The organism is Dactylosporangium salmoneum, assembly GCF_039532525.1.
Classification (GTDB): Bacteria; Actinomycetota; Actinomycetes; order Mycobacteriales; family Micromonosporaceae; genus Dactylosporangium; species Dactylosporangium salmoneum.
This window is the reverse complement of record NZ_BAAARV010000083.1, coordinates 115,103-131,045: the sequence shown is the minus strand read 5'-3', so window position 1 is coordinate 131,045 and position 15,943 is coordinate 115,103. Positions and strand designations below refer to the sequence as shown.

Here is a 15,943-nt window from a genome sequence, read left to right as displayed (position 1 = left end):
CGCCGTCGGGGCCGGCCTGACTCATCGTCAGTTATCGATTTCTCTCCCGGTTGCCGCGGGCGAGTAACGCCACGGGCGGCTCACGCGCTCCTTCCATCGGGGCAAGGCCTGTGGCCGCCGGGCCCGTCTCAGGGCTTTTGCTGGATCAGACGAAAGATCTGTCAAAGTAAACAATACTTTCGAATTTTCAAGTCTTTCTTTTGGTCAGACCCCCGTATACGGTGACCACGACGCGTCACTGAGAGGCCACTCGCCCCGCATCGCGGGATCCCGGCGAGCACCGAGACCGCATCTCGGCACGACGTCACCGCAAGTGCCATCACGCGAATTACCCGCTGTGCGCCTTCCCTCCGGGCGTGCCGCACCCGCAATATCCCGTTCCCCCCGGCCGGACGTCGTCTGCCAGCGAGGTCCTCGGCGGCTCGACCGTCCGGCAACACCCCGCGGAGGAGGTTCCATGTTCAGAGCTCCCGGCCGTCGTACGACCGCGTTCGCCGGTCTGCTCGCGCTCGTCGGCTCTGTCCTGGTCGGTCCCGCGACCGCCACCACACCGGCGATCGCTGCACCCCCGTCAACCGGCAACAACGGCAACCAGTACAAGGTGCTCGTCTTCACCAAGGCGATCGGCGGGAAGCAGCCGTCGACCACGGCGGGCGTCCAGGCGATTCGCGACCTGGGCCAGCAGCTGCGGTTCTCGGTCGAGGAGACCGACGACGCGCGCAAGTTCGACGCGCCGCACCTGAAGCAGTTCCGCGTCGTCGTCTTCCTCAACACCGCCGGTGAGGTGCTCGACGCGACCCAGCAGGCCGCGTTCGAGGACTACTACCGCGACGGCGGCGGCTTCGTCGGCGTCCACTCGGCGATCGAGGCGCAGCCGAGCTGGTCGTTCATGACCGACCTGCTGGGCACCCGGTCGTCCGGCTCGTCGAAGGTCACCCAGGCCACGGTCAAGGTGGCCGACCGCGTGCACCCGGCGTCGAAGAACCTTCCGGAGTACTGGAAGAGCAGCGACGCCTGGTACAACTTCACGTCCAACGTGCGCGGCTTCTCGCACGTGCTGGCGACCGTCGACGAGAACACCTACTCCGGCGGCACCATGGGCTACGACCACCCGATCACCTGGTGCAAGGACTACAAGGGCGGCCGCTCGTTCTACACGGGGCTCGGCGACACCCCGCAGAGCTTCTCCACGGTCGACCTGCGGGCGCACCTCGGCGGCGCGATCCAGTGGGCGTCGGGCACGACCGACGGCGACTGTGGCGCCACGGTGCTGGCCAACTACCAGATGGAAACCATCGCGGCCCCGCCGAACATCGGCGAGCCGATCGGCTTTGACGTGCTCCCCGACGGCCGGGTGGTCCAGACCGACCGCAGCGGCATCGTTCGGCTGCACGACATGTCCAAGAACACCAGCTACGAGCTGGCCAAGATCCCGGTGTACACGGCGAGCGAGGACGGCCTGTACGGGCCGGCCGTCGACAACGACTTCGCCAACAACCACTGGGTCTACCTGTACTACGCCCCGGCGACCCAGGAGGCCCCGTACCCGGCGACCACGCCGACCGCGAACTCGCCGACCACGGGTGCCGACCCGAGCGTCTGGGACCCCTGGAAGGGCTACTTCCAGCTGTCCCGGTTCAAGTTCGTGGACGGGGAGACCCCGCACCTCGACGTGACGACCGAGCAGAAGATCATGAAGGTTCCGGTCGACCGCGGCGCGTGCTGCCACGTCGCGGGTGACATCACCTTCGACAAGGACAACAACCTGTGGATGGTCACCGGCGACGACACGCCGGCCGGTGGCGGCAACTCGGGCGGTTTCGCGCCGTTCAACGACATGATGACCACGACCGGTCAGTACAACGCGCCGTACGTCGACGCCCGGCGCTCGGCCCAGAACACGAACGACCTGCGCGGCAAGATCCTGCGCATCCACGTTCAGGAAGACGGCTCGTACACCACCCCGGCCGGCAACCTGTTCACCGGCAAGGAAGAGGGCGGCGGCAAGACCCGGCCCGAGATCTACGCCATGGGCTTCCGCAACCCGTTCCGCATCACGGTGGACAGCGACGGCGTCGCGTACATCACCGACTACTCGCCGGACTCCTCGACGCCGCAGGTCAACCGCGGCCCGGCGGGCACCGGTCGCGTGGAGATCGTGCGCAAGCCGTCCAACTACGGCTGGCCGCTGTGCTACTCGCCGGACCTGCCGTACTACCGGTGGAACTTCAACACCTCGACGCCGCTGGACAACCCCCCGCAGCCGTACGAGTGCAACAACCCGACCCGCGGCCCTGAGAACAACTCGCGGTGGAACACGGGCCTGACCTACGCGCCGCCGGTCGCGCAGCCGGACATCTGGTACTCGTTCCAGGACAACAACGCGGCCAACCCGCTCGGCACGCCCTGCGCGGCGTACTACATGCAGAACCCGCCCGGCAAGTGCCCGCAGCTCTTCCCGGAGCTCGGCACCGGCGGCGTGGGCCCGCACGGCGCGGCCAAGTACGAGTACGACAAGAACAACCCGAACCCGACGAAGTTCCCGGAGTACTACAACAACTCCATCTTCTTCGGCGAGTTCACCCGGGACTTCCTGAAGGAGATCCGGCTGGACTCGGAGGGCAAGGTCTTCAAGATCAACGACCTGCTCAGCTGTGGCGAGGGCCCCCCGACCGCGGCCCGCCCGTTCCTGTGCGACAACCCCATGGACATGAAGTGGGGCAAGGACGGCAGCTTCTACCTGCTGACGTACGGTGACGGCTTCTTCAGGGCCAACCCCGACGCGTTGATGGTGAAGTTCAGCTACGTCAAGGGCACGCGGGCGCCGACCGCGAAGGTCGCCGCGTCGGTCACCGATGGCGTTGCGCCGCTCACCGTCAACTTCTCCAGCGAGGGGTCCAACGACCCGGACCCGGGCGACTCGATCAAGTTCGCGTGGGACTTCGACGGTAACGGCACGACCGACTCGATCGAGCCGAACCCGACCTTCACCTACACCACCAACGGGGTCTACACGGCGCGCCTTACCGTGACGGACTCCAGCGGCAAGGCGGCCTCGGCCAACACGACCATCACCGTCGGCAACACCTCGCCGACCGTCAAGGTCAACGTGCCGACCGAGGGTGGCCTGTTCGCCTTCGGTGACACGATCCCGTTCAACGTGACGGTCACCGACCCGCAGGACGGTCAGATCGACTGCTCCCGCGTCCAGGTGACGTTCGTCCTCGGGCACGACACCCACGGCCACGCGGAGTCCAGCACGACCGGCTGCTCGGGGACGCTGCCCACGTTCGCTGAGGACGAGTCGCACGGCGGCAACGTGTTCGGCGTGATCAGCGCCTCGTACACCGACAAGGGAGGCCCCGGCGGCATCCCGGCGCTGACCACCGTCACCCAGGCGACCATCCGGCAGAAGAAGCAGGAAGTCGAGTGGGCCATCGACCAGTTCGGCACGGCCACCGCGGCTACCGCGGATGTCGGCGGCGGGCTGCAGCGCAACGGCATCGGCAGCGGTGACTGGATCGCCCTCAACGGGACGATCGACCTCACCAACATCAACTCGCTGACGTTCCGGACCTCCGGCGGCAGCGGCGCGGCCGGCACCGGGGCCGTCGAGGTTCGCCTCGATGCCGTCGACGGGCCCGTCCTCACCACGGTCACGATCGCGCCCACCGCGAACGCGACCACGTACGCCAGCCAGACCTTCCCGATCACCAACCCTGGCGGGGCACACCGGATCTACCTGGTGTTCCGTCCGGTCGCGGGCGGTCCGACGAACAACTACTTCAACCTCAACTGGGTGGAGTTCGGCGGCCAGGGCGTGAAAGCGCCCTAGTACCACCCACCGGGGCGGGGCGCGTGAACCCCTGTCACTCACCGCGCCCCGCCCCGGGCCGCACACCCCCGCACAAAACAGCAAAGGAGCAACGATGTCCCTCGGCAACGTCAGCCGTCGCCGGTTCCTGGCCGGCGCGGGCCTCACCGCGGCGGCCGCCCTCAGCCCGATCGGCCCCGCGTCGGTGTTCTCCCCGTCGTTAGCCAGCGCCGCCAACGGCCGGCTCATCCCCGACGGCAAGCTCGGCACGATCACCTACACCCAGCGCGACGTGCCGACCCGCCTCGGCATCGCCGCGAGCCGGGCGCTCGGCGTCTCCCCGACGATGGGCTACCTGGGCGGCCCCAACTTCCCGAACGACCTGAGCGACCTCGGCCCGCTGGTCCCGCTGCCGGGCGGCTGGGTGGAGCTGTTCGAGTTCCTGGCCAAGTGCGGCTTCAAGCAGATCGAGTTCGCCGGCTACGGCCAGCACGCCTCCAACCCCGGCGGCAACGCCCCCAACCCGGCGCCGGGCGGGGTGACCACCGCGGAGTCGCGCGCGGCCTACCTGGCCTACGGCCGCACCCTGCGTGGCTTCCTCGACGCGTACGGCCTGCAGGCGATCGGCAACCACGGGTACGTCCCGAACACCTGGAACGGCCCGGGCAGCGCCGGCGGCAAGATGACCACCGAGGACTACAACCGGCTGCAGACCGAGCTGGAGTTCGCGGCGATCCTCGGCATGCCGTTCATGGGCACGGGCAACGACCCGACGAGCGCCAACAACCGCAACATCGAGCCGTGGACCCTCGCGGGCGAGAAGTGGCAGGCGCTGAACGAGATCGCCGTCGGGCAGTGGGGCATCCACATGTACACCCACAACCACTCGCCGGCGTACAACTTCCTGCAGGACGGCCCGATGGTGACCGTCACGCAGGACCGCATCACCGGTGCCCCGATCGCGCCGACCCAGGTCCGCGGCGAGTCCGGCAAGCGGCTCATGCAGCACTACCTCGACGTCACCAACCCCAGCCTCGTCGTCATCGAGATGGACGTCTACTGGGCGCACGTGGCGCAGCACCAGCACCGCTGGCGGTACGACTGGAACGGCAACCGCGTCGAGGACATCTTCGACCCGACCGCCCAGGTCGCCAAGCAGACCCAGCGGTACGCGCTGTTCCACGCCAAGGACGGCGACGCCACCGGCCAGCCCGACGGCGTGGGCGACGGCTACAGCTGGATCCCGTTCGGCGACGCCCGTAGTGACATCAACTACAAGGGCTTCTACCGCGGCATCGGTGCCAAGGGCTACCACAACTCGAACTACGAGCAGGACAACGCCCCCGGCGGCAACGCCGACCCGGGCCAGTCCCTGCGGTTCTCCAAGATCAGCGCGGCCGGCATGAAGAACCTGCGCGGCTGATCACCCGAAAGCGAAGGCCGCCCCGGTGCCGTCCGGGGCGGCCTTCTTCGGTTTGGTGCCGGGGTGGCCGGGTAGGGCGGCGAGCGGCCCGTGACCCCGACACACGCGGGAGTGTGATGCGCCATGCCGACCTTCACCCTGTCCGACCTGCACGCGTGGCTGGAGCAGTCGCGCCGGCGAGGTCCGGCGTTCTACGACGACGAGCGGCGGTGCTGCACCGTCCTCGGTCACCCCGAGATCGTCTCGGTGCTCGGTGACACCGCGACGTTCTCCTCCGACCTCGGCGACCTGGTACCCCGGCAGGAGGACCTGGACCTGTTCCAGCGCGGCAACTTCGTGCGGATGGACCCGCCGCGGCACGACACCCTGCGCCGCCTGGTCGGCCAGGCGTTCACCCCGAGGACGGTGGCCGGCCTGGAGCCCCGCATCGCCGAGGTGACGACCGGGCTGCTGGACCGGCAGGCCGGCGAGCGGCGCATCGACCTCATCGAGGACCTCGCCTATCCGCTGCCGGTGATCGTGATCGCCGAGATGCTCGGCATCCCCGCGGCGGACCGCCCGCTGTTTCGCACCTGGGCCGATCGCCTCTTCGAGCGCTCCGACGCCGGCCCCGACGAATCGCTGGCCGCGCTGACCGGCAGGGACGCGGTGGACGCGATCGCACCGGCGCTGCGGGACATGAACGCCTACCTGCTGACGCACATCCGCGCCCGCCGGGCCGACCCGGGCGAGGACCTGATCAGCCGGCTCGTGCTCGCCGAGGCCGACGGCGCCCGCCTGTCGGACGAGGAGATCGTCGGGTTCGTCGGGCTCCTGTTGCTCGCCGGGCACATCACCACGACGGCGACCCTGGGCAACACGGTGCTGTGCCTCGACGCGCACCGGGACGCCGCCGCCGAGGTGCGGGCCGACCGGTCGCTGCTGCCGGGGGCGATCGAGGAGGTCGTGCGGCTGTACACGCCGTTCCCGCGGCTGGCCCGGCGGGCGACCACCGACGCCACGGTGGGCGAGACCGCCGTCCCGGCCGGCGCGGTGGTCGTCACCTGGCTCGCGGCCGCCAACCGCGACGAGCGGGTCTTCGCCGACCCGACCCGGTTCGACCCGCGCCGGGCGCCCAACCCACACCTCGGCTTCGGCCACGGGCTGCACTTCTGCCTGGGCGCCCCGCTGGCCCGGCTGGAGGCGCGGATCGCCATGAACATCCTGCTGGACCGGTACGGCGACATCGCCGTCGACGCCACCGAGCCCGCCGAGTTCCGCAACCCCTGGATGATGGTCAGCCCGACCAGGCTGCCGGTGGCCCTGACGGCGCGACGGACCGCGGCCGTCTGACCGCACGGCCCGGGCGCCGAGAGTTCTTCAAGAACGGCCCGGGCCGGACGATTGGTGCGGTGTGGACCGTCCGGGAGCAGACCGTGTGGGCGATGCGTGACGCCCTGGCCGCGGCGCTCACCCGCGGCGCCGACACCGGCCGCAGCACCGCCCTGCTCCTGATCAGCGTGAGCGAAGCGGGCGAAAGGCCCGGGAGCGGCGAAAGGCCCGGGAGCGGCGAAAGGCCCGGGAGCGGCGAAAGGCCCGGGAGCGGCGAAAGGCCCGGGAGCGGCGAAAGGCCCGGGAGCGGCGAAAGGCCCGGGAGCGAACGGCGGGTCAGCAACCAGGGCAGGCGGGTCGAGGACGGGTTCGGCGCGGTCGTGCGGCGCTGCGTCCTCGGCACCGACCCGGTCGGGCGGATCGGCGACCGGTACGCCGCGGTCCTCGCCGACATCCGCAGCGTCGACCACGCCGAGGCGGTCGCCCGCCGCATCGCAGCGGCCGCACCCGCCCGGATCGGCATCGCGGTGGCCGCGCCGGGGGAGTACCAGGCCGAGGAGCTGCTCGACCGGGCCGCGACCGCGCTGCGCCAGGCCGAGGAGCAGGCCGCGGGGCGGGCCGCCTGGGTCTGCTACGAGCCGGGCATGGCGGCCGGGAGCCCGCTGGCCGAGCAGCTGCGAAGGGCCGTCGCCGAGGGCCAGCTGCGGCTGCTCTACCAGCCGATCGTGGCCCTGCCCGACGGCGCCCTGGCCGGGGCCGAGGCGCTGGTGCGCTGGGCCCACCCAGAGCGCGGACTGCTCGAGCCCGACGCGTTCGTCCCGCTGGCCGAGCGGATCGGGGTGATCGGCGAGCTGGGCCGCTGGGTGCTGCACGAGGCCTCCACCCAGGCCGCGCGCTGGCAGAAGCGGATGCCGGCCCTGCAGCTCAACGTGAACGTCTCCCCTCGGCAGCTCGACGACGAGGGCTTCGCCGGGCAGGTGCTCGGCATCCTGGAGCGCACCGGGTTCTTCCCGGGCAACCTCGTGCTCGAGGTGACCGAGGGCGCGGTCATCGGCGAGCCCGCCTCCGTGGCCCAGCTGGCCGTGCTCAGCAACGCCGGGATCCGCATCGCGCTGGACGACTTCGGCACCGGGTACTCCTCCCTGCGCTACCTCGCCCGCCTCCCGGTCGACGTGCTCAAGCTCGACCGCGGCTTCGTGGCCGAGCTCGACGGGACCTCGCGCGGTGGCGCGGTGGCCCAGGCGGTGCTGCGGCTGGGGCAGATCCTGCACCTGGACACGGTCGCCGAGGGGGTCGAGAGCGAGGCACAGGCCCGGGAGCTGACGCTGCTCGGCTGTCACAAGGCGCAGGGGTACTTCTACGCCCGCCCCCTCCCGCCGTCCGACCTGGAGCGCTGGCTTCCCGTCGATGATCTTTCGCGGTACGAGGCCGAGATCTGGGGCCCCGAGGTGTGATACTCGACGGGCCATGGGTGACCACCTCCGCCTCCGCCTGGGCGGCTCGCTGCTCGCGGCGGGCCTGGCGGCCGCTGCCGCCGCGACCGTGCTCCCGCCGCTGCCCGCTGCCCTCGCGCTGGTCCTCGCCGCGGGCCTGGCCGGCGGCCTGCTCGGCTGGCCCGGCGCGCTGTTCGCCGTGCCCCTGCTGCTGTTCGCCGATGGGCCGGTCGCCAAGGTCGCGGTCGGGCTGGCCGGCGTGCTGCCGTTCGCGGCCCTGCTGGCCTGGCGGCGCCGGGCGGCCCGCGGCGAGCGGATCCGGGCCGCGGCCGCCGCGGCCGAGCGGGCCCGGCTGGCCCGCGAGATGCACGACTCGCTGAGCAAGACCCTCGACGCCATCGCGCTCGGCGCGGCCGCGCTGCCCGACAGCCTCGACGAGCCGGACCGGGCCAGCCGCCTGGCCGCGACCCTGCGCGACGGCAGCCGGGAGGCGGCCCGCGACGCCCGCGGCCTCATCGACGACCTGCGGGCCAGCCCGGCCGACGCGCCGCTGCCCGACCTGGTCGCCGCGATCACCCAGGAGTGGTCGGCGCAGACCGGCGTCGGCGTCATCCTGCACAGCGCCGGCCTGGAGGACGCCGAGGCCGACCCGGCCTCGCCGGCCGCCCTTGAGCTCTGCTGGATCCTGCGCGAGGCCCTGCGCAACGTCGCCGCGCACGCCCGCGCCGAGACGGTGGCGGTCACGCTCGGGCGCGACGGGGACTCGCTCGCCCTGGAGGTGCGCGACGACGGCGCCGGGTTCGCGGTCCCCGACAACCTGGCCCACCTGCAGCGCGACGGGCACCACGGGATCGTCGGCATGCACGAGCGGGCCCGCAACTGCGGCGGGCAGCTGAGCATCTGGTCGCGGCCCGGCGGCGGGACCCGGGTCACCGCGACCGTGCCCGCCGCCGTGGCCGGTGGGCCCGCCCGGCCCTCCGGGTGGATCCGCCTGATCGCCGCCGGGGTGGCTGTGGTGGTACCGCTGGCAATCGTGGCTTTTCTGGCAAGGCCCGACGGGCACACGACGCCGCTGGCCGAGTCCGAGCCGCAGCTGACCCTCGATCCGCGGGCCACGCACCGGCCGACGACCCCGGGAGCCGCCCCGGCCTCGCCCGGGCGCACCGCGTCGGCGGCGACGAGCCCGGCCGGGTCGCGCTCGGCCTCCGCCCGCCCGTCCGCGTCGGGCAGCGCCCCGGCCGCGCCCGGCCCGACCGGCGGCACCACCGTGGCGGAGACGCGCACCTGCAAGGTCGTGTACGTCAAGCGCAGCGAGTGGGACCCCGGCTTCGTCGCCGACGTGACGCTGACCAACACCGGGTCGAGCAAGGTCGACGGCTGGTCGCTGCGCTTCGACTACCCCGCCGGGCAGAAGCTGCTCAGCTACTGGAACGTGGTCGCGTCGCAGGACGGGGTGCACGTGACGGTCGGCCCCGACGGCAACCACGTGGTGCTGGCCCCCGGCGCGGCGTTCACCTTCGGCCTGCAGGGCACCTGGAAGGGCAGCAACCCCAACCCGGCCGCCTTCACCCTGAACGGGGCGCCGTGCGGCTGAGCCAGTGCACGATCGCCTCGGTGCGGTTGTTGACCTGCAGCTTGAGGTAGATCTGGCTGACCCGGTTGCGGACCGTCTTCTCGGCCAGGGCCAGCCGGTCGGCGATGGCGGCGTTGGGCTCGCCGGCCGCGAGCAGCTCCATGATGTCCAGCTCGCGCTGGGTCAGCGGCTGGCGGAAGGGGCCCGGCCCGAGCTCCGCCGGCCGGCTCTGCACGTGGTCGACGACGACCGACAGCGGCACCGGGGAGAGCCGGCTGTGGCCGCGGGCGGTCGCGGCCACGGCGTCGAGAAGATCCGCCCGGGTGTACTGCCCGTCGACCAGAATGCTGCGGGCCCCCGAGCGCAGCGCGGTCAGCACGTCGCCGGGCACGATCGCGGGCGCGACGACGAGCACCGGCGGCCGCGGCGGCGGCAGCGCGGCCAGGGCCGCGAGCTCGCGCACCACCGCGTGGGTGTGCAGCACGATGAGATCGGCGCCGCCGCCCGACCCGCCGAGCACCTCGAGGAGCGGGCGCACCTCGACGGCGTCCGCCGCGGGGCGGACAAGCTCGGCCAGCGCGTGCCCGGCGCCGCTGACCACCAGCACCTTCGTCACGGGCGCCACCACACCACGGACTTGCCCACCTGGCAACGGATTCCGAAACTTCACGCATGGGTGTGCGGCACGAACGGCTGCTGGCGCTGCTGGCCGCGCGGGGCGGGGCCAGCGTGGCGGACCTGGCGGCGCAGCTGGGCGTCTCCGCGGTGAGCGTGCGGGCCGACCTGCGCGCCCTGGCCGACGCCCGGCGGCTGGTGCGCACCCCCGGCGGCGCCGCGCTGCCCTCCGACCCGGCCGAGCTGGTGCGCCCCGGCGACGTGGTGTTCCTCGACGACCTCCCCGCCGTCGCGGCCTCGCTGCGCGGCGGCATCACGGTGGCCACCGCCTCGCTCGCGGCCGCCGAGGCGCTGCGCCGCGCGCCGGGCGTCACGCTGGTCCTCTCCGGCGGCACCTACGACCAGGCCTCCGGGCTGCTGCTCGACCCACTGTCCGGGCCGGCGTTCGGCGGCCTGCGGGCGGACCTGGCGATCCTCGGCTGCCACGGCTTCGTGCCCGGCGGCGCGGTCACCGGTGCCCACCCCGGCGCGGCCGCGCTGTGGCGGCGGATGGCCGGGGCGGCGCGCTGCCGGGCACTCGTCGTCGCGCCGGAGGCGGCCGGGCGGGAGGGGCCGGTGCCGCTGTGCCCGGCCCGTGAAATCGACGTCGTGGTCCGCACCCAGGTGTCCTGGGTGCGGCCGAAGGGCTAGTTGGGGGTCCAGCGGGACACCGCGGCCCGGCGGTCGGCCGCGCCCAGCTTGGCGAAGATGTGGTTCACGTGGTTCTCCACCGTCTTGGGCGAGAGCACCAGCGTGCGGGCGATGTCCGCATTGGACAGTCCGCGGGCGATGAGGTCCATCACCTCGCGCTCCCGGGTGGACAGTCCATAGTGGTTGGTCGGGCGGGGCGCGGTGCGCACCGCGTCGACCAGCACGCGAGCGGCCGACGGGGACAGGTGCGACTCGCCCCCGGCCACCGCGCGGACCGCCTGCAGCAGCTCCGCCGGGGCGAACTGGCCGTGCACGAGGAAGCCGTGGGCGCCGGCCCGGACCGCGTCGAGCACGACCCGCTCCTCGGCGCTGCGGGTGAGCATGAGGACGCGGCTGAACGCCCCGATGGCCGCCGCCACCGACAGCCCGTCGCGCAGCGGCATCCGATGGTCGAGCAGCGTCACCGTCGGGCGGTGCCGGGCGGCCAACTCCAGCGCCTCGACCCCGTTGGCCGCCTCGGCCACCACGGTGAGATCGGCCGCGCCGTGGAACACGTCGCGCAGTACCGCCCGCACCACGCTGTTGTCGTCCGCGATGAGCACGCTGACCATGCGGACCTCCCCTCCGCCGGCCCGGGACATCGATGCCAACGATGGCCGCGATTGTTTCGCACCGATGCCCGCCTGCCTACGCTACCCGTCACCGGGAGCGCTCCCACAGCTCTCGAACCCCAGGAGGGAAGGATGCGCTTCAAAGTCTTGGCCGCAGCCGCCACTGCGGCCATGCTCGTGACCCTCGGCGTGACGGTGGCCGCCCTGCCGCCCGCCGAGGCCGCCGTCCCCGCCAAGGACTGGCTGCACACCTCGGGCAACAAGATCGTGGACGCCAACGGCAACAAGATCGTGGACGCCAACGGCAACGAGGTCTGGCTCACCGGGACCAACTGGTTCGGGTTCAACGCCACCGAGCGGGTCTTCCACGGCCTGTGGTCGGGCAACATCACCGACATCACCAAGTCGATGGCCGACCGCGGCATCAACCTGGTCCGCGTGCCGATCTCCACCCAGCTGCTGCTGGAGTGGAAGAACGGCCAGGCCACCGTGCCCAGCGGCGTGAATGCTCGCCCTGCGCGACCTGATCGCCGAGACCCACATCTCGCAGACGTTCTGGGTGCTCAACCCCAACTCCGGCGACACCGGCGGCCTGCTGCTGGATGACTGGAAGACCTGGGACGAGGCCAAGTACGCGATGCTGAAGCCGGCGCTGTGGCAGTACAACGGCAAGTTCGTCGGCCTGGACCACCAGGTCAAGCTGGGCGCCAACGGGATGAGCCTGGCCGACCGCTACGGCGGCACGGTGAACCCCACCGACTCGGCCTCGCCCTCGGTCTCGCCGTCGGCGTCGAAGTCCTCCTCGCCGAGCCCCAGCCCGTCGGCCTTCCGCCGCCGTCCGGGAAGATCCGGCTGCAGTACAAGAACAACAGCCCGGCGACCAACGACCAGGAGATCAAGCCGGGCCTGCAGGTCGTCAACGCCGGGACCTCGGCGCTGGCCCTGAGCTCCGTCACCCTGCGGTACTACTTCACGCGCGACGGCGGCTCGTACAGCATCTGGTGCGACTGGGCCCAGGTCGGCTGCGGCAACCTCACCACCCGGGTGGTGAACGTGCCCGCGGTCAGCGGTGCCGACGCGTACATCGAGGTCGGCTTCACCGGCGGCTCGCTCGCGCCCGGGGCCAACACGGGCGAGATCCAGCTGCGGGTCAGCCGGACCGACTGGCAGCCGGTCAGCGAGACCAACGACTACAGCCGGGGAGCGGCGACGGCCTACACCGACGCGATGACCGTGCCCGGCTACGTCGGCGGCTCGCTCGCCTGGGGCACGCAGCCCTAGCCGTGCCGCTCCTCGTAGGCCTGGCGCGATCCGCAGACCGAGGCGCGGCTGCACGAGCAGCGCGAGCCGTCGGCGTCCATGCGGACGATGACCGAGTCGCGGGGAACGCTGTGGCCCACCACGCGGCCGTCGCCGTCCGGGGTGCTCACCCGAGCCCCGACGGCGGGGGCCGTCGCCTGGAACTGCTGGTACAGCGGGTGCTCGTACTTCAGGCAGCACATCAGCCGCCCGCACGCCCCGGAGATGCGCAGCGGGTTGAGCGGCAGGTCCTGGTCCTTGGCCATCCGGATGGTGACCGGCTCGAAGTCGTTGAGGAACGTGGCACAGCACAGGTCGCGCCCGCACGAGCCGATGCCGCCCTGCACCCGGGCGGAGTCGCGGGCCGAGAGCTGGCGCAGCTCCACCCGGCAGTGCAGCGTGGCGCCCAGGTCCCGCACCAGCGAGCGGAAATCCACCCGATGGGGTGCGGTGAAGTAGATCGTCGTCCGTGCGCCGGACCCGCCCTCGGAGTCCAGGACGTGGTCTACTGCCACGACCTTCATCGGCAGCTCGTGGTCGCGGATGAGCCGCTTGGCCGCCACCTTGGCCTCGGCCTTGCGCTTGCGCAGCAGCTCGTCGCGGCGCATGTCGTCGTCGCCGGCCATGGCCACGAGGCGCGGGAAGCCCTCGGTCTCCTCGGTGACCCACTGGGCGGCCCAGACGCACTCGGCCACCTCGGGCCCGTCGTCGGTCGGCACCAGCACGCGGTCGCCCACCTGGGGGCGAAGGTCGCCAGGGTCGAAGTAGAACAGCCGTCCGTAGCGGTTGAAGCTCACCGCGCACAGCATGCCCATGCGGATCACAGTAACCCGGGTCACGCCGGGCGCCTATGGGCCGCCGCAGATGACGGGAAAAGTGGGTAAAAGTCCGACTCGACACTTTTGAGCGACTGCGTAGCCTTTCCGGCGCTTTCGTCGTTACTAGTGCGGATGAGCCCGTGAAGTGAGGCGTAACCCCGTCCGCGAAGGCCTCGTTGGGGGCAGCAGTGGTACGCCGTTGCACCAAGACCGGCGGCGGCCCAGCCCGTACTCCCGGTCTCGGAGGACCTCACGCCATGACGGAAGTTGCTTTCGCGCGCCCAAAAACAGCCCGGTACCTCGTCGCCCTCGCCGCCGCAGGAGTTCTCGGGGCAGTGAGCCCGGTCGCGTTGGCGGCGCCGGCGATCGCCGGCGGGACGGCGGAGAGCGCGGGCTGCCCGGAGGGGTTCGGCGCCACGGCGGCCAGCAGCACCGTCGCCCTCGGCGGCCTCGACCTGCGCCCGCTCGGCCTGCGCCAGGCGCCCACGCCTGAGCTGCGCGCCGCGACCGCGCACTCCGGGTTCGCCGGCGGGCCGGCCCGGGCGGCGGCCGACGCGCGGTACATCCAGAGCAGCGGCGTGCTGCCGCCGGGCCTGATCGGGCCGAGCGCCTACCAGCAGGCCCCGCCGCCCCACGAGCAGCCCTCCACCGTGCCGGTGGAGGGCGTGAACCTCGGCGCGCTGAGCACCGGCACCGGCGGCCTGAAGGCCCACGCCACCTGGCAGGACGCGGCCAAGTGCAGCGCCGCCGCGGGACCCCGGGCCGACGCCGATGCCAAGCTCGCCGGGCTGGCCCTGCTGCCCGGCCGCGGCGGCCGCGCCCTGCTGCGCTTCGGCGCCATCGAGAGCGGCACCAGCACCAAGGTCGGCCAGCTCGACGGCAAGGCGTCGGCCACCGCCACCGCCGAGGGCGGCGTCGCCGACTTCACGCTGCTGCCCGGCTCGCCCGCGGCGATGGGCGTGCGGGTGCTCAGCGCCCCGACCCTCACCGTGGCCGCCGGCCCGACCAAGAAGAACGTCGACTACAAGGCGCCCGTGCTCGAGGTGCGCGTCCCGGGCCGCGACGCGGTGCGCCTGGACTCGGCCGGCTCGCACGCCGACATCGTCGTCCCGGTCGACGGCGCCGCCCGGGGCGTGGCCGAGGACCTGGCCCGCGCCGAGGCCCTGCCGATCGCCGGCATCTCGCTGCAGGACCTGCTCGGCGGCGTGACGAGCGCCCTGTCCGGCACCCTCGCCGGGGTGACGGCGGTCCCGGAGTCGCTGCTCGACTCGCTGCTGCCCGGGCTGCCGAAGCTCGGCGGCGGCCAGTCCACGGTGCACGCCACCGAGGGCTCGAACGGCGGCGCCGACGCCCGCCCGGCCCGGGTCGTCATCCTGCGCGTCGAGCTGGGCACGGTGGAGAAGCAGACCAGCGCCACCGGCCTGTACGCCAAGGCCACCTCGATCCGCATCAAGCTGATCGTCCGCACCACCTGGAAGTCCGGCGGCTACGGCGGCGACCAGCGCGACAACACCACGATCCTGGACCTGGGCCTGTGCTCCCTCGAGGCCGCGGCGGCGGCCCCGCACGGCGGCGGCTACGGCGGCGGCGACTCGGGCGGCGGTTACGGCGGCGTGAGCGACAACGGCGGCAACGGCGGCACGCTGCCGGTGACGGGCTCCCGGGCCGTCGTCGTCGTCGGCGCCGGCCTGCTGCTGGTGGTCCTCGGCCGGATGTTCGTCGTGCTGTCCCGCCGCCGCGCGGCCTAGTAGACCCCTTCGCCGCCCGTGCGGCCCCCTCGCGGGGCCGCCCGGGCGGTGTTTTTTGCGCGCACAAAAAAGGCCGCACGAGGCGGCGGGGGCGGGGCGGAGGCGCTCACTCGCGATTTGGCCGGCGGCGGAGCGAGGCGGCGTACTCCAGCGCCGTCGAGGCCATCTTCTGTGCCCCGACGATGGCCTGCTGCCAGTTCCCGCCCATGCCCGACGTGAACTCCACCTGCACCTCGCCGTCGTCGATGAGCAGGATCAGGTCGCCCTCGTCCTCGGTGATCTTCGCGTTCAGGTAGCGAAGGTCGATGCCAGCGATGGGGCTCAGGGGCTCTTCCTCGACGGCCATGGGGGGCGGGTCCTCTCCGGGAGGGTGGGGTGCGGCGTTCGCGCGGCTCGCAGCAGTGGAACGAGCGCCGCACCCCGGTCATGGGGGAGCACCGGACCCGGACCGCCCAGCCCGGGCCCGGTGCCTGAAGCAGATTCTAGCCTACAGGCCACAAGGCTAGAATATCCGGGTCAAAGAAGTCTTCGTATGGTCGGCGCCATGATCTCCCGGAGTTCCGGCTTGTCGCTTTATCGGCAGGTCGCGGACGCGATTCGGCAACAGA

General features: G+C 72.3%; 12 protein-coding genes and 1 pseudogene. 9 read left to right on the top strand and 4 right to left on the bottom strand.

Annotated elements, in window-relative coordinates; genetic code table 11:
• Window positions 1-457 precede the first annotated feature (457 nt).
• From ABD352_RS42030 to ABD352_RS42010, 5 genes are all read left to right on the top strand, one after another.
• A complete protein-coding gene (locus ABD352_RS42030) occupies window positions 458-3,835 on the top strand; it encodes a ThuA domain-containing protein (protein ID WP_344618168.1) in 3,378 nt (1,125 codons plus the stop codon).
• Window positions 3,836-3,929: 94 nt separating this feature from the next.
• Complete coding sequence (locus ABD352_RS42025) at window positions 3,930-5,237, top strand: sugar phosphate isomerase/epimerase family protein (protein ID WP_344618167.1); 1,308 nt, start codon at window positions 3,930-3,932, stop codon at window positions 5,235-5,237.
• Between the two features lie 123 nt (window positions 5,238-5,360).
• Window positions 5,361-6,569, top strand: a complete 1,209-nt coding sequence (locus ABD352_RS42020; RefSeq protein WP_344618166.1) for a cytochrome P450 — start codon at window positions 5,361-5,363, stop codon at window positions 6,567-6,569.
• Window positions 6,570-6,928: 359 nt separating this feature from the next.
• Window positions 6,929-8,002, top strand: coding sequence for a putative bifunctional diguanylate cyclase/phosphodiesterase (locus ABD352_RS42015; protein ID WP_344618165.1), 1,074 nt, complete (start codon window positions 6,929-6,931; stop codon window positions 8,000-8,002).
• A 13-nt stretch (window positions 8,003-8,015) separates the two neighbouring features.
• The gene (locus ABD352_RS42010) at window positions 8,016-9,575 is read left to right on the top strand and encodes a cellulose binding domain-containing protein (protein WP_344618164.1); all 1,560 of its coding nucleotides are present in this window, start codon (window positions 8,016-8,018) and stop codon (window positions 9,573-9,575) included.
• Here the strand turns inward: ABD352_RS42010 and ABD352_RS42005 are convergent.
• The gene (locus tag ABD352_RS42005; protein ID WP_344618163.1) at window positions 9,547-10,170 is read right to left on the bottom strand and encodes a LuxR C-terminal-related transcriptional regulator; all 624 of its coding nucleotides are present in this window, start codon (window positions 10,168-10,170) and stop codon (window positions 9,547-9,549) included. The genes ABD352_RS42010 and ABD352_RS42005 overlap by 29 nt on opposite strands.
• Window positions 10,171-10,226: 56 nt before the next feature.
• On the opposite strand from ABD352_RS42005, the gene ABD352_RS42000 reads away from it, so the two are divergent.
• Entirely contained in the window at window positions 10,227-10,859 is a 633-nt protein-coding gene (locus ABD352_RS42000) for a DeoR/GlpR family DNA-binding transcription regulator (RefSeq protein WP_344618162.1), read from the top strand.
• On the opposite strand, the gene ABD352_RS41995 is transcribed toward ABD352_RS42000, so the two are convergent.
• Entirely contained in the window at window positions 10,856-11,470 is a 615-nt protein-coding gene (locus ABD352_RS41995; protein ID WP_344618161.1) for a response regulator, read from the bottom strand. The two genes, ABD352_RS42000 and ABD352_RS41995, sit on opposite strands and share 4 nt — an antisense overlap.
• 132 nt (window positions 11,471-11,602) lie before the next feature.
• On the opposite strand from ABD352_RS41995, the pseudogene ABD352_RS57860 reads away from it, so the two are divergent.
• Both ABD352_RS57860 and ABD352_RS41985 read left to right on the top strand, forming a co-directional pair.
• A pseudogene (locus ABD352_RS57860) lies at window positions 11,603-11,968 on the top strand (cellulase family glycosylhydrolase); the annotation flags it as partial.
• A gap of 156 nt (window positions 11,969-12,124) precedes the next feature.
• Window positions 12,125-12,751 (top strand): cellulose binding domain-containing protein, encoded by a 627-nt coding sequence (locus tag ABD352_RS41985; protein ID WP_344618160.1) that lies wholly within the window; start codon window positions 12,125-12,127, stop codon window positions 12,749-12,751.
• Here the strand turns inward: ABD352_RS41985 and ABD352_RS41980 are convergent.
• Window positions 12,748-13,584, bottom strand: a complete 837-nt coding sequence (locus ABD352_RS41980; protein WP_344618273.1) for a PSP1 domain-containing protein — start codon at window positions 13,582-13,584, stop codon at window positions 12,748-12,750. The genes ABD352_RS41985 and ABD352_RS41980 overlap by 4 nt on opposite strands.
• Window positions 13,585-13,844: 260 nt before the next feature.
• On the opposite strand from ABD352_RS41980, the gene ABD352_RS41975 reads away from it, so the two are divergent.
• Complete coding sequence (locus ABD352_RS41975; RefSeq protein ID WP_344618159.1) at window positions 13,845-15,335, top strand: hypothetical protein; 1,491 nt, start codon at window positions 13,845-13,847, stop codon at window positions 15,333-15,335.
• A 106-nt stretch (window positions 15,336-15,441) separates the two neighbouring features.
• Here the strand turns inward: ABD352_RS41975 and ABD352_RS41970 are convergent, their stop codons facing one another.
• Window positions 15,442-15,681 carry a hypothetical protein gene (locus tag ABD352_RS41970; RefSeq protein ID WP_344618158.1) on the bottom strand — a complete coding sequence of 80 codons (240 nt, stop codon included), beginning with the start codon at window positions 15,679-15,681 and terminating at the stop codon, window positions 15,442-15,444.
• Window positions 15,682-15,943: the final 262 nt, after the last annotated feature.